Origin of the sequence: Mycobacterium sp. (assembly GCF_019247635.1) — a bacterium.
Lineage (GTDB): Bacteria > Actinomycetota > Actinomycetes > Mycobacteriales > Mycobacteriaceae > Mycobacterium.
Genome location: NZ_JAFBAR010000075.1, coordinates 1 through 13,276, shown reverse-complemented (window position 1 = coordinate 13,276; position 13,276 = coordinate 1). Strand labels below are relative to the sequence as shown.

14 protein-coding genes are annotated in these 13,276 nt (G+C 65.3%); 6 read left to right on the top strand and 8 right to left on the bottom strand.

Features of this window, described 5'->3' with window-relative positions; genetic code table 11:
- Positions 1-111 precede the first annotated feature (111 nt).
- The 8 genes from rplI to JO236_RS11035 all read right to left on the bottom strand — a co-directional run bounded on the left by rplI (position 112) and on the right by JO236_RS11035 (position 7,154).
- Positions 112-570, bottom strand: coding sequence for a 50S ribosomal protein L9 (gene rplI / locus JO236_RS11070; RefSeq protein WP_293329544.1), 459 nt, complete (start codon positions 568-570; stop codon positions 112-114).
- A gap of 32 nt (positions 571-602) precedes the next feature.
- Entirely contained in the window at positions 603-857 is a 255-nt protein-coding gene (gene rpsR / locus JO236_RS11065; RefSeq protein ID WP_293329543.1) for a 30S ribosomal protein S18, read from the bottom strand.
- A gap of 35 nt (positions 858-892) precedes the next feature.
- Positions 893-1,432, bottom strand: coding sequence for a single-stranded DNA-binding protein (locus tag JO236_RS11060; RefSeq protein ID WP_293329542.1), 540 nt, complete (start codon positions 1,430-1,432; stop codon positions 893-895).
- An 89-nt stretch (positions 1,433-1,521) separates the two neighbouring features.
- Entirely contained in the window at positions 1,522-1,812 is a 291-nt protein-coding gene (gene rpsF / locus JO236_RS11055) for a 30S ribosomal protein S6 (protein ID WP_293329541.1), read from the bottom strand.
- Between the two features lie 111 nt (positions 1,813-1,923).
- On the bottom strand, positions 1,924-2,565 hold the full coding sequence (locus JO236_RS11050) for a DJ-1/PfpI family protein (RefSeq protein ID WP_293329540.1): 642 nt from the start codon (positions 2,563-2,565) through the stop codon (positions 1,924-1,926).
- Positions 2,562-4,217, bottom strand: a complete 1,656-nt coding sequence (locus tag JO236_RS11045) for a glycosyltransferase family 87 protein (protein ID WP_293329539.1) — start codon at positions 4,215-4,217, stop codon at positions 2,562-2,564. The genes JO236_RS11050 and JO236_RS11045 overlap by 4 nt, the downstream gene beginning before the upstream one ends.
- Entirely contained in the window at positions 4,214-6,751 is a 2,538-nt protein-coding gene (locus JO236_RS11040; RefSeq protein WP_416362219.1) for a transglycosylase domain-containing protein, read from the bottom strand. The genes JO236_RS11045 and JO236_RS11040 overlap by 4 nt, the downstream gene beginning before the upstream one ends.
- Positions 6,744-7,154 (bottom strand): DUF5318 family protein, encoded by a 411-nt coding sequence (locus JO236_RS11035; protein WP_293329538.1) that lies wholly within the window; start codon positions 7,152-7,154, stop codon positions 6,744-6,746. Before JO236_RS11035 ends, JO236_RS11040 begins: the two co-directional genes overlap by 8 nt.
- A gap of 356 nt (positions 7,155-7,510) precedes the next feature.
- On the opposite strand from JO236_RS11035, the gene JO236_RS11030 reads away from it, so the two are divergent.
- From JO236_RS11030 to JO236_RS11005, 6 genes are all read left to right on the top strand, one after another.
- Positions 7,511-8,053, top strand: coding sequence for a PadR family transcriptional regulator (locus JO236_RS11030; RefSeq protein ID WP_293329537.1), 543 nt, complete (start codon positions 7,511-7,513; stop codon positions 8,051-8,053).
- A 70-nt stretch (positions 8,054-8,123) separates the two neighbouring features.
- Positions 8,124-9,230: an inositol-3-phosphate synthase gene (locus tag JO236_RS11025; RefSeq protein ID WP_293329536.1), complete on the top strand. Its 1,107-nt coding sequence runs from the start codon at positions 8,124-8,126 to the stop codon at positions 9,228-9,230.
- 130 nt (positions 9,231-9,360) lie between these two features.
- Positions 9,361-10,263: an alpha/beta fold hydrolase gene (locus JO236_RS11020; protein WP_293329535.1), complete on the top strand. Its 903-nt coding sequence runs from the start codon at positions 9,361-9,363 to the stop codon at positions 10,261-10,263.
- Between the two features lie 69 nt (positions 10,264-10,332).
- Entirely contained in the window at positions 10,333-11,118 is a 786-nt protein-coding gene (locus JO236_RS11015; protein ID WP_293329534.1) for an LLM class F420-dependent oxidoreductase, read from the top strand.
- 122 nt (positions 11,119-11,240) lie between these two features.
- Positions 11,241-11,942 carry a GntR family transcriptional regulator gene (locus JO236_RS11010; RefSeq protein WP_293329533.1) on the top strand — a complete coding sequence of 234 codons (702 nt, stop codon included), beginning with the start codon at positions 11,241-11,243 and terminating at the stop codon, positions 11,940-11,942.
- Between the two features lie 33 nt (positions 11,943-11,975).
- Positions 11,976-13,276, top strand: a 1,301-nt coding sequence (locus JO236_RS11005; protein ID WP_293329532.1) for an ABC transporter permease subunit, incomplete at its 3' end; no start/stop codon positions are given.

The following is a 13,276-nucleotide window of genomic DNA, read 5'->3' as shown; positions in this document are numbered from 1 at the left end:
GCTAGAAATAGTTCGCCAGCGCGCCTGTACCTGTGGCGGCGTCAAAGTAAACATCGCCCCGAGTGGCGGCCGAACGAGACCGGCGACGCCGGGGTGGTGCGGAGCTTCGAGTCAGCTCTCCGCGACGACCTCGAGCGCAACCTCGACGTCGATCTCGGGGTGCAGGTGCACCGATACGGGGTGGGTGCCGACGGCCTTGATGTGCGTCTTGGGCAACCGAAGGATTCGCTTGTCGAGGTTTGGCCCGCCCGCTTTCTTGATGGCGGCGACGATGTCACCGGCAGTCACCGAACCGAACAACTTGCCGGAATCGGCGGCGGTCTTCACCGGAAGCGAGACCGGCCCGAGCGCCTGAATCGCGGTCTTGATTTCGTTGGCGTGTTCGAGGTCACGCACCGTCTTGGTTTCGCGAGCCCGGCGGATCTCCTCGACCTGCTTCGCGGCGCCACGCGAGGCCACGATCGCCAGGCCGCGCGGCAGCAGGAAGTTGCGACCGTAGCCGTCTTTGACCTCCACAGTGTCGCCGACGGACCCGAGGTGGTCGACGTCAGCCGTCAGAATCAGCTTCATCGTTTTCGTACTTTCCGTTGGGGTGTGGGCGATTAGCGCGCCGAGGAGGTGAAGGGCAACAGCGCCACCTCACGGGCATTCTTGACCGCTATCGCGATATCCCGTTGGTGCTGAACGCAATTGCCGGTGACGCGGCGGGCTCGGATCTTGCCGCGCTCGCTGATGTAGGTGCGCAGCAGGGCGGTGTCCTTGTAGTCGATCGATTGGTCCTTTTTGGCGCAGAAGACGCATTTGCGCGCCTTGACGGGCTTTTCCGGAGCCGGGCGCCGCTTGGTGGACTTGGGCATGATGTGTCTTTCTTCCGTATCTGAAGTGTTGTGAGTTAAAAGGGCGGTTCGTCGTCACCGCCGCCGAACGAGCCCGACGCCGGGGCGCTGCCCCAAGGGTCGTCACCCGAGCCGCCGCCTGTTGGTGCAGGCGCCGGACGAGATCCGCCGCCGCCCCCGCCACTGCCACTGCCACTGCCACTGCCGAAGCCGCCGCCCCCGCCGCCGCTGCGGCTGGCCTTGTTGACCTTGGCAGTGGCGTACCGCAGCGAGGGGCCGATCTCGTCGACCTCGACTTCGACAACGGTGCGCTTCTCGCCCTCGCGGGTCTCGAAGGAACGTTGCTTGAGCCTGCCGGTGACGATCACGCGGGCGCCCCGCGTGAGGCTTTCGGCCACATTCTCCGCCGCCTCCCGCCAGATGTTGCAGCGCAGGAACAGCGCCTCGCCGTCTTTCCACTCCCCGCTCTGACGGTCGTAGATCCGGGGCGTGGATGCCACGGTGAAGTTGGCGACCGCCGCACCGGACGGCGTGAACCGCAGCTCGGGGTCAGCGGTCAGGTTTCCGACAACGGTGATGGTGGTGTCACCAGCCACAATTTTCCTCCTGGAGCGTTGGAGCGTGGGATCGCTGTGCCTGCAAAGAGACTGCTAAGAGACTAAGCGCCGGCACCGACAGCGGACAGTCAGTGCTTGTCGGTGCGCATCACCTTCGTGCGCAAAACCGACTCGTTCAGGCTCAACTGGCGGTCGAGTTCGGACACCGTCGCCGGTTCGGCCTTCAGGTCGACGACGACATAGATGCCTTCGGCGTGCTTCGCGATCTCGTAAGCCAGCCGACGCTTACCCCAGATGTCGATTTTGTCGACGGACCCGCCATCCTTGCGGACAACATTGAGGAACGTCTCCAACGACGGGGCTACGGTACGTTCGTCGAGCGTGGGGTCAAGAATGACCATGATTTCGTATGGACGCATGGAAACCTCACCACCTCCTCTGGTCTGAGCGGCCACGGTCGTTCCGTGGCAGGAGGGTCGCCTGCGTCGGCAACCGCCCCAGGGTACCGGACGTAAGGCCGAGCTGAAAAATCACTTCCGAGCTCGCGCGTATTCGCCGGCCCTGGCCTTCGTCGCCGCGTCGGCCTTTGCCAGCGAGCCCGAGTCGAACGGGGGCTGCGGGTCGTATTCGATCAGCAGCTGGGCAGCCTGGGCGGCCTGCCGATCGACCAGCAACTCGACCAGTCGCAAAGCCATGTCGATGCCGCTCGATACACCCGCTGCGGTGATGAGTCGTTGCGGCAGGTGCTCGACGACGCGCTCGGGCACGTAGTGCGCTCCCAACTCCTCGAGCAGCGCGGCCGCACTCCAATGCGTCGCCGCGGTAAGACCGTCGAGCAGGCCGGCCGCGGCCAGCAGTAGGGCGCCCGTGCACACCGACGTCGTGAACGTCGTGCGCGGATGCACCGCTTGCAGCCAGCCACGGACAATGTCGTCGTGGATCAGCTGCCGGGTCCCCACCCCGCCGGGAACCACCACGACGTCGGGCGCATCGACTTCGTCGAACGTGGAGTCACAGGTGACGCCCAACATCCCGTTCTCCGTGCGCACTTCACCGCGGCGGTGCCCGACGAATATCACGTCAATCGACGGAATGCGTTGCAGCACTTCGTAAGGCCCGATCGCATCGAGTGCCGTGAACCGATCGAACAGCGGGATAGCGAGCAGCATCATGCCTCCGTCGTGACGGTCTCTCGTTCCGGCGCGGCATCTTCGGACGGTGACGCCACGGGCTGGCGCAGCGCGTTAGGCCGTAGCCGGCGCGGAAGCCAGTCGGGCGGAGCATCGGGGGCACGGTCGAACGGACCGCCCGCCGGATCGTCGACACGACCATTCCAACGCACCAGATCCTCGTTGGGCCGGTAGATCTGGCGCGCAACGAGGGCACACAACGCCACCACCGCGACGTCACGCAGCAGCACCGTCGAGGTGAACCATTGCTCGGGCAGCGACCGGTTCGGGTTGCCGTACAGGTAATACATCCTGGGCACCCAGACAACCGCGTCGATCGTCATCCACGCCAAAAGTATCCGGCGGTGCGGCAGCGCCAGCACGGCCAACGGCACCAGCCACAGCGAAAACTGCGGGCTCCACACCTTATTGGTCAACAAGAACGCCGCCACCACCAAGAAGGCCAGCTGCGCTACCCGCGGCCGCTGCGGGGCGGTCAGCGCAATGTAACCGATTGCCGCACAACACAATACAAACAGCACCGTCACCACGGTGTTCAGCGTGGTGGGCGGCTCCCAGAAGCCGAGTGTCGGATCGAAGCCGCGCCAGCCAGTCAACGACTTGACGACGTTGTACAGGGAGTCCATGTCATCACCGCGCCGGGCGTTGAGGCGGAAGAACTCCGACCATCCCCGCGGAAACAGCAGCAGCACCGGCAGATTGACCAACAACCACGTCGCGCCCGTCGCAACGGCGGTCCGGGCAACCGCAGACAGGCGGCCGGTCCGGATTCCCAGCATCAGCAACGGGCCCAGGAAAAGCAACGGATACAGCTTGGCCGCGGCTCCCAGCCCGATAAGCACGCCGGCCAGCACCGGTTTACGCCGTGCCCACGCCATCAGGCCACTCGTTGCCAACGCCGTCGCCAAGGTATCGAAGTTGGTGAATATCTGAAAGATCAGCACGGGAGAGGCGGCCACCAGGGCCGCGTCCCAAATCCGCCGCCCGGCCAGACCCGTTGTCGCCCAGACGGTCGCGAGCCAGGCCAACGCCAACCCGAACGCCGCGATATTGAAGAACATGATCACCTCGGCCACCACCGGCAGCGGTGCGACCTTGCTCAGCGCGGTGTAGGTCTTGGCCAGCGCCATCGACATGTACTGATATACGCCGGTCAGCACCGGATACTCCATGTAGCGAACGGCGGGCTGGCCGTCGTAGCGGACCTGGGGTGTGCCGCTGGAATCGCGTTCGATCCAACTGGACTTGTACGGAAACTTGCCCTGGCTCAACAGCTCCGCGCCGTAGAGCGGCACGGTGTCGGAATAACACAACTCGTAGTACGCACGCTGGTTGTCCCAGTTCGCGACCCGCTGATCACCCGGGCCGGTGCCGGTGCTCTGCAGGCATGCCGCCTTGGTCGAGTAACCCAGCGCCAGCAACACTAGCGCAATCAGGAACATCACCCGCAGCGGCGACATGAGTCGGGTGCGGCCGATCAACGCGTGCCGGCCCACCGGCCCCCCGATGACATCAGCTAAGGCGGCACCCAATGTGTCTGTGCGACTGGGGCAATCGCGGTTGTCGGCGCTACGCAGGTCCACGGCCAGCGGCCGAGGTGAGATCGTGGCGCGCTGATTTGCCGCGCCGGTCACGGCGGCGACTGCCCTGGCGGCACCGGCTGGGCAGACGATGGCGCCGGAGCCGGGGGCGCAACGGTGACCGTTTGGGGCGGGCCAACCGGGATCGTGATACCAGGTGCCACCTCAACCGTCGGCTGGATGACGGTCACCGACGGCGCGGCAGGCGGTGGGGGCGGCGCGGCGGGCACACCCGCATAGCCGCCGATCTCACTCGGTTTGGGGAACGATTCGTTCGAGCTGCCCCTCAGGGCGGCGTCCATGGTTGCCTTCCAGATGTCCGACGGCAACCCCGACCCGTAAACCTCTGCGCCAGAAGCGGTTACCAGCGGCACATTGTCCCCTACGGTGCCGACCCACACGGCCGTCGAGAGCGACGGCGTGTACCCGACCATCCAGGCGTCCTTGTTTGAGGTGGTGTCACCCAACTGCACCGTGCCGGTCTTGGCTGCCGACGACCGTCCGCCGGCCAGGCTGTGCCCACGCGAGTATCCCGCGATCGGCACCATGGCGGCGGTGGTGTTGTCGGCGACCCCTTTGTCGATGCGTTGTTCGCCCTGGTCGGAGTTGCCGGCGTCGAACAGCACCTGGCCCTCGGCGTTGACGACCTTCTGCACCAAATGCGGCTTGTGATAGACACCAGAGGCGGCCAGCGTGGCGTACGCCGAGGCCATGTCGACGGGCCGAGTTTGGTACTGGCCCAGCACGATTCCGTTGTTGGGTGGTCCGCCCTTACCATCTTCGGAAAGAGTGTGGGCAACGCCGGGGAAGCTGGCCGCGACGCCGGCTTGATGCGCGGCATCCGCGACGGCCTGAGGCCCGTTCTTCAGCTTGAGCATCAATCGGTAGTAGGCGGTGTTCAGCGAAAGCTTAAGCGCCTCGGCAATATTGCAAGTCCCACAACTCTCCCCGTCGACGTTCGTGATACTGATGCCGTCCACCGTCAGCGGCGAACTGTCCACCTGGTAACCCAGGCCGATGCCTTGTTGAAGCGCGGCAACCAAGGCGAAGACCTTGAACGACGACCCCGTCTGCAGTCCGGCCTGCGCGAAGTCGAAACCGTTTGCGTCAGAACCGCCGTAGTACGCGCGGATCGCGCCGTTGTGCGGGTCGATCGAAACGACGGCCGACCGCATGTCAGGATCCTGGCCCTCGAGGTACTTCGCTACCGCCTTTTCGGCGGCCTGCTGGGCCTTCGGGTCGATCGTCGTGGTGACCACCAGGCCCTGAGTGTTCAGGGTCTGCTCGTCGACGTTGAACAGCTCCATGAGCTCTTTGGTCACCTGACGCTCGATCAGCCCATTGGGGCCGCTGGGCTGGTTCTGGGCGCGGGCCTGGTCGATCGGGACGGTCTGCGGAAACACTTGTGCCGCGCGATCGTTCGGCGACAATGCCTTGGTCTCCACCATGCCGTCGAGGACCCAGTTCCAGCGAGTCTGGGCGCTTTGCGGATCGACTGCCGGGTCCAGTGTGGACGGTCGCCGAATCAGCGCCGCCAACAGTGCCCCCTCGGAAACGGTGAGCTGCTCGACCGGCTTGTCGAAATAGGCCTTGGACGCGGCCGAGATCCCGTATGCGCCACGGCCGAAGTAGATGATGTTCAGATAAGCCTGCAGCACGTCATCTTTCGACCACTCCCCCGACATCTTGGTGGCGATGACAAGTTCCTTCGCCTTGCGCAGCAGACCGCTGAGCCCGTGTTGCGCGGACCCGACCAGCGCGTTCTTCACGTACTGCTGAGTGATGGTCGATCCACCCTGTAGATCACCGTTGCCGAACAGGTTGTTGTTCACCGCGCGTGCGAACCCGCTGAACGAGAAGCCCGGGTTCGAATAGAAGTTGCGATCTTCGGCGGCGATCACCGCCTGGCGCACGTGCACCGGAACTTGGTTGAGGCTGACGTCCACGCGATTACCTTCGGGCGGAACAATTCTCGCGATCTCCGAGCCATCGCTGGCCAGGATCGTGGATACCTGGTTGGTGCGGATGTCACCAGGCCTGGGAACGTCGACGATGAAGTAGGCCATGCCGAAGGTGACGATCGGCAACAGCACCACCAGTACCGCTGCCAGGAGGAGCCCGCGGCGCACCCAATGCCAATTCACCCGTTGGACCCACTGGCGATTCGCGATGGGTCTTGGAGGTCTGCCGCCCGGCGGTCCGGGCGGCCCCGGCGGAGGCGGTGGTCCGCCGGGCGGGCGACGTCCTGAGCCCGGTCGGTCGCGCCGCGAATGCTGAGCCGACGTGCTGCCCAACGCCGCCTTGACCGCCTCGATCGGATCGCGCTGGGCGGGCGTCGGCGCAGAACTATCCATTGCGGCCTTGACCGCCTCGATCGGGTCGGGTTGCCCCGGCGCCCGCTCATCGGTGACGGCCGGGATGATCGCGGTCATTCGGTCGTCGGGGGGAACCTGGCGACGCGGACCCGATGGCGGACGCTGGACCGAATTCTGGCCGTCTTCGCCGCTCGAATGTCTGCCGCCACCATCAGCCGCCTGCTCGGGCGGCTCGTCGCTGGACGACTGGTGGTGGCGCCCTTCGCTATTCACTGGCCCTGCGGGCGCCGGTCCCCCTGGGAGGTCGTGCTGGGCGCACCGCACCCAGCACGTACGACTTCACCAGGTGATTCCAACTGCAGGTCCGACACACCTCGACGACGTGGACCGCGAACTCCGAGAACCGGGTTGCCAGCAAGACCAACTCCTCGGCGGTACGTGCAGAGCCGGACACCGCGCCGAGGTGCTCACCGAACACCCACGACACCAGCGTGAGTTGCTCTTTGCGGCAGATCGGACACACCACTTGGCTCTGTTTCCCGTGAAACTTCGCGGCGCGCAGTAGATAGGGATTGGCATCACACACCTCGGACACCCCGGTGCGGCCCGAGTACACCTCGGCCAGCAGGGAGCGCCGCCGAAGCGCGTAGTCCACCACCTGTCGCTGCAGTCGCACGGTGACCAGAGTACGTCGCCAACCGCAGCGCCGACACGCAACCGAAGCTGTTGGCGCCCGTGCGCCGGTCGGACATACCAGTGCAGCGCCTGACTTCTACGAGCGTTGGATTGCGAAATGGCTGGGCACCGCTTGGTGGTGGTGTCACGACACGACCCCGGGCCGGTGAACTAGGCCGCCCGGCTGACGCCGGCGTGAACAACTGCGCGCGGGTGTGGCCAGTTCCGCTCTTTGTGACTAACACCGCACAAACGTCTGGTGGTGTTGTCGCTAATATATCGAAACGATACGATGACGCGAGGCGTCGTACCATCGTAACCACCCAACGTAACTAGCTGCGCAAAGGAGGTGACTCGATGCTGGAGCTCGCCATCCTGGGTCTCCTCATCGAATCTCCGATGCATGGTTACGAATTGCGCAAACGGCTGACCGGCCTGCTCGGCGCGTTCCGGGCGTTTTCGTATGGCTCGCTCTATCCCGCCCTGCGGCGCATGCAGGCCGACGGTTTGATCGCCGAGAACGCGGCCCCGGCCGGCACCCCGGTCCGGCGTGCCCGGCGGGTCTACCAGCTGACCGACACGGGGCGCCAGCGGTTCGGCGAGCTGGTGGCCGACACCGGCCCGCACAACTACACCGACGACGGCTTCGGAGTGCACCTGGCGTTTTTTAATCGCACCCCGGCCGAGGCACGGATGCGCATCCTGGAGGGTCGCCGCCGCCAGGTGGAGGAACGCCGGGAGGGGCTGCGCGACGCGGTGGCGAGAGCCAGCAGTTCGTTCGACCGCTATACGCGCCAGCTGCATCAGCTAGGGCTGGAATCCAGTGAGCGTGAGGTCAAGTGGCTCAACGAGCTCATCGCCGCCGAACGGGCCGCGCCCGGCTTGTCCGAACAGACGTAACAGGACCCGACCCCAAGCAAGTCCTACGAACTACACCCGAGACGGAAGTTAGAGGTTAAGGAGAACGCCCATGAGTGAGTACAGTCCGCTACGGGCGCCAGAGGCGCTGACGGAGGTTCGAGTCGCCATTGTGGGCGTCGGCAACTGCGCGTCCTCGCTGGTCCAGGGCGTCCAATACTATTTCGACGCCGACGAGAACAGCACCGTTCCCGGTCTGATGCACGTGACGTTCGGCCAGTACCACGTTCGCGACGTGAAGTTTGTCGCCGCGTTCGACGTGGACGCCAAGAAGGTCGGTTTCGACCTGTCCGAGGCGATCTTCGCGTCGGAGAACAACACGATCAAGATCGCCGACGTGCCACCCACGAACGTGACCGTGCAGCGTGGCCCGACGCTCGACGGCATCGGCAAGTACTACGCCGACACGATCGAGGTGTCCGACGCCGAGCCCGTGGACGTCGTCCAGGCGCTCAGGGACGCCGAGGTCGACGTGCTGGTCTCCTACTTACCCGTGGGCTCGGAAGAGGCCGACAAGTTCTACGCCCAATGCGCCATCGACGCCGGTGTGGCGTTCGTGAACGCGCTGCCGGTGTTCATTGCCTCCGACCCGGTGTGGGCCAAAAAGTTCGCCGACGCCGGCGTGCCGATCGTCGGCGACGACATCAAGAGCCAGGTCGGCGCGACCATCACCCACCGCGTCATGGCCAAACTGTTCGAGGACCGCGGGGTGCAACTCGATCGCACCATGCAGCTCAACGTCGGCGGCAACATGGACTTCCTGAACATGCTCGAGCGGGAGCGGCTGGAGTCCAAAAAGATCTCCAAGACGCAGGCCGTCACCAGTAACCTGCAGCGTGAGTTCAAGACCAAGGACGTGCACATCGGCCCGTCCGACCACGTGGGCTGGCTCGACGACCGCAAGTGGGCCTACGTGCGTCTCGAAGGCCGCGCCTTCGGCGACGTGCCGTTGAACCTGGAGTACAAGCTCGAGGTGTGGGACTCGCCCAACTCTGCTGGCGTCATCATCGACGCGGTGCGGGCGGCCAAGATCGCCAAGGACCGCGGCATCGGCGGACCGGTGATTCCGGCTTCGGCCTACCTGATGAAGAGCCCTCCGCAGCAGTTGCCGGACGACGTGGCTCGCGCCCAGCTCGAAGAGTTCATCATCGAGGGGTAGCTCTTCCCGTTTTTGCAAGCCGCGCGCGTAACGCCACTGCGATTTTCATGCGCGTTTTCCGCAGTCACGTTGCGCTCGCGGCTATGGGGCCGCTTTTCTATTCCGCGGCACAGTTCGTAGTCTCGACGCTGTGACCGACATTTCCGAGGACGAACTGACCGGCCTCTCCGAGTTCGATCTGCTGGCCGAGAACGCCGAGCAGGCCGGTGTTACGGGTCCGCCTCCCCTGGTAGAGCGGATCACGGCTGGCGCGGTGAGCGCCTTGCGCTGGGGCGGCTCGGCGCCGCGGATCATTTTTCTGCACGGTGGCGGGCAGAACGCACACACCTGGGACACCGTGATCGTCGGTCTCGGCGAGCCGGCGCTGGCGGTGGACCTTCCCGGGCACGGTCATTCGGCCTGGCGCGAGGACGGCGACTACTCGCCGCAGCACAATGCCGACACTTTGGTCCCGACCTTGCGCGAGTTTGCGCCGACAGCCGAATTCGTGGTGGGCATGTCACTCGGTGGGCTGACGGCGATACGGCTGGCCGCGGTGGCACCCGAGCTCGTACGTCAACTCGTCCTGATCGACGTGACCCCGTCGGCGCTGCAGCGGCACTCCGAGATGACTAAAGAGCAGCGTGGCACTGTCGAGTTGATGCAAGGTGAGCGCGAGTTCCCCAGCTTCCAAACCATGCTCGACCTGACCGTCGCCGCGGCCCCGCACCGCGAGGTAAAAGCGCTGCGGCGCGGGGTGTTCCACAACTCCCGCCGCCTCGACAACGGCAACTGGACGTGGCGTTACGACGCCATTCGCGCCTTTCCTGATTTCAGCACCCTGTGGGATGACGTCGACGCCCTATCCGCACCGGTAACCCTCGTGCGTGGTGGTACTTCGGGTTTCGTCAACGACCACGACGTTGCTGAACTCAGCAGGCGCGCAACGGATTTCCGCGGGGCACACATCATCGAGAACTCGGGCCACTCCGTGCAAAGCGACCAGCCGCGCGCCCTGATCGAGCTACTCCGCTCGCTGATCGATGCGCGCTGAGCCGGCCCGTTCAGGCCCAGCGCGATCCCGGCGGCTCCGCGCCGTCACGGCCGGGCATACGGTGGTGACATGACTTCCGACCGCCCAATCCGTATCGGCGTGCAATTACAACCCCAACAGGCTCCCCGTTACCGCGACATTCGCGACGCCGTTCGCCGCTGTGAAGACATCGGTGTCGACATCGCGTTCAACTGGGACCACTTCTTCCCGCTCTATGGAGATCCCGACGGCGCACATTTCGAATGCTGGACGATGCTCGGGGCCTGGGCCGAGCAGACGTCGCGCATCCAGATCGGCGCCCTGGTGACGTGCAACTCCTACCGCAACCCGGAACTGCTCGCCGACATGGCCCGAACCGTCGACCACATCTCGGACGGACGGCTCATCCTGGGGATCGGTTCTGGTTGGAAGCAGAAGGATTACGACGAATACGGTTACGAATTCGGCACCGCCGGCAGCCGCCTCGACGACCTGGCCGCCGCGCTGCCCCGAATCAACGAGCGTCTGACCAAGCTCAACCCGCAACCCACCCGTGATATCCCGGTGCTGATCGGTGGCGGGGGCGAGCGCAAGACCCTGCGACTGGTTGCCCAGTACGCCGACATCTGGCACAGCTTCGCCTCTGCCGAGGAGTTGCCGGCGAAGACCGCCGTACTGGACCGGCACTGCGCCGACGTCGGGCGGGACCCCGGCCTCATCGAACGCTCGGCCGGGGCTCAAAGCCGCGGGGACCTGACGACGAATGCCGAATCCCTCGTCGGTCTCGGCGTCACACTGCTGACCGTCGGTTGCGGCGGTCCCGATTACGATCTGAGTTCCGCGGAAGCGCTGTGCAAATGGCGCGACAGCCGTTAAGCCGTCCGCCTCATATTTGCCTCTGCTTCATCTGCCAAACATCTCAACGCGCGCGCCAAGACGTGAGAAACTTGCCAGCGCTGATGGCTGGATCGGGGCGGAAAAGAGACACGTAGAAACTGATGCCGAAGAAATACGGGGTCAAGGAGAAGGACCAGGTTGTTTCTCACATCCTGACCCTTCTGCTGACCGGCAAGCTGCGCACCGGCGACCGAGTTGACCGCAACGAGATCGCGCTTGGTTTGGGGATCAGCCGCGTCCCCATCCAAGAGGCGCTGGTTCAGCTCGAACACGACGGCATCGTGTCGACCCGCTATCACCGGGGAGCGTTCATCGAACGGTTCGACCAAGCCACCGTCCTCGAGCATCACGAACTCGACGGGTTGCTCAATGCCATCGCCTCATCCCGAGCCGCCACCAACCCCACCCCGCGGATCCTGGGGCAACTCGACGCGCTGCTGCGCTCGCTGCGCAACGCAAAGGACTCGCGGACCTTTTCCGAAGTCGCGACCGAGTACCGGCGCACGGTCAACGACGAGTACGCCGGCCCGCGCTTGTACGCCACGATTCGCGCCTCACAAAATCTCATTCCCCGCGTGTTCTGGATGACCTATCAAAACAGCCGCGACGACATGCTGCCGTTTTACGAAGAAGAGACCGCGGCAATCCAGCGCCGCGACCCGCAGAGCGCGCGCGCCGCGTGCACAGGGCGCTCACAACTCATGGCGCACACCATGCTCGCCGAGTTGTGTCGGCGGGGAGTGTTCCCGGCGTCCGACAGTGCCACCGATGGCGTCTACACCAAGCCGTCGATCGTCCTGTAGAAGGACCGCCGGCTGGTCGTTACGGTGGCGGTGATGAATTCCCGCCGGGGCGCGCATGCCGACTGGAGGTCAAAGCTGCCGCCGTTCGTCGCGACAATCCTAATGGTGGGCAGCCTGGTATGGGCCGCGCCCGCGGCGGCCGACCGCAATCAGTGCGCACCGGCCGGGTTGGAGAGTGCCAGGGCGCTGCCGGACGATGTTTCCGGTCATGCCGGGACGGCGGCGGCGGGCCAGGACGACCCGGACACCACCCCCAGCGTCGTGCCGCTGAGCTCGGTGAACGCAGCTGCGCTGGGGCTGGGAACGCCGGGCGTGCTCACCGCAGGCACCCTGTCGGACGCCCCGCCGAATGTCTGCATCAGTTCGACCGGGCAATTCACCGGGTTCGACAACCAGCTGCTGCGCGCCATCGCCAACAAGCTCGGCCTGCAGGTCCGTTTCGTCGGGACGGACTTCTCCGGGCTGCTCGCCCAGGTGGCAGCGCGGCGCTTCGACGTCGGCTCGGCGTCGGTCAAAGCCACCCAGGCTCGGCGGCGCACCGTCGCGTTCACCAACGGCTACGACTTCGGCTACTTCGCGCTCGTCGTGCCTCCTGGCTCGGCGATCCAGAAGTTCGGTGATCTCAACGGCGGACAACGAATCGGCGTGGTCCAGGGGACCATCGAGGAGTCCTACGTCGTCGACACCTTGCACCTGCAGCCGGTGAAGTATCCCGACTTCGCCACCGTGTACGCCAGCCTCAAATCCCGCCAGATCGATGCGTGGGTTGCGCCGGCGGGACAGGCGTCGAACGCGCTGCAACCAGGCGACCCGGCGCAGGCCGTCGCGTACACGTTCAGCCCGGGCGCGTTTGTCGCCTATCCGGTGGCCAAGGACAACCAACCCCTCGTCGATGCGCTGAACTCCGGGCTGGACGCCGTGATCGCCGACGGCACCTGGGCGGACCTCTATTCCCAATGGGTTCCGCGGACGCTGCCGCCGGGCTGGAAGCCCGGGTCGAAAACCGTTGCCGCACCGACACTGCCAGACTTCGCCGCGATCGCCGCCAGCCGCCACAGTAAGCCGGTGGGCCCGGCCGCACCGAAGTCGACACTGGCACAGTTGCGCGATGCCTTTTTCGACTGGGAGATGTACCGGCAGGCCGTCCCCACTTTGCTCACCACGGGACTGCCGAACACGTTGATTCTGTCGGGCAGCGCCAGCGTCATCGGGCTCGCCCTGGGGTTGGCGCTGGCGGTCTGTGGAATCTCGCGCTCGCGTTGGCTGCGCTGGCCGGCGCGGATCTACACGGATGTTTTCCGCGGCCTTCCCGAAGTGGTGATCATCTTGATCAT